This is a genomic window from Vibrio sp. 1249-1 (assembly GCF_033340495.1).
Map to the genome: position 1 here is coordinate 1 of NZ_JAWOWJ010000549.1, position 701 is coordinate 701.

Consider the following 701-nt stretch of genomic DNA (forward strand, 5'->3'; position numbering starts at 1 on the left):
AATGTCGGTTGCATCTGGCTTCGCTGTCCTATCAGAAACGATCTTCTTGATCAGCTCCCAGTTTGCGCCGTCTTTGTCTTCACGAGGCAGACCTACGTTCCAGTTGTTGTCACTGCCGTCGAAGAAGACGCGGTTGAACCAGTCACCAGAATCGTAAGAGTCGCGCTGCATCGATTTAGAACGCAGCAGCTCAGAACCCATGTGGATGAATGGGATACCTTGGCCAAGCATTACTGTTGATAGCGAGACAGATTGCATGCGTGCACGATCTGCAGAAGGAGTCGCAGTCGCAATCTTGTACGCGTTGTTATCCCACAGAGTTTGGTTATCGTGCTTAGACACGTACGAGATGTTTTCTGATGGCACTTTTGTGTAGCCTGCTGGCGCACCATTGTAATCAACGTACTTACCTAATTTTGTGTCGCCTTTGTAGTCTAGAAGAACGAAGTCAGCCAAGTTACCCGCCATGCCTAGACGAACCAAATCTTGGTTGTGTAGACGACCATTCACCGATTCTGCGTCCACTTTGGTTTCTTCATTCGCGTAAGCCGCGTTACCAAAACCTTGGTTGAAGCGAAGTGGGTGCTTACCTTCTGAATCGACACCGCCATCAAATGGGCTACCGCCACGAACAGCGTCACGCAGACGATCCGAGAACGTACCGATTTCAGTGCCAGCCATGTTTAGCTGAGTGGCTTGAT

1 protein-coding gene is annotated in these 701 nt (G+C 49.9%); it reads right to left on the reverse strand.

Translation table 11 applies throughout. From position 1 onward, the window contains the following. The coding region (locus R7Z50_RS27540; RefSeq protein WP_318149757.1) for an alpha-1,6-glucosidase domain-containing protein at positions 1-701 on the reverse strand (701 nt) is incomplete at both ends.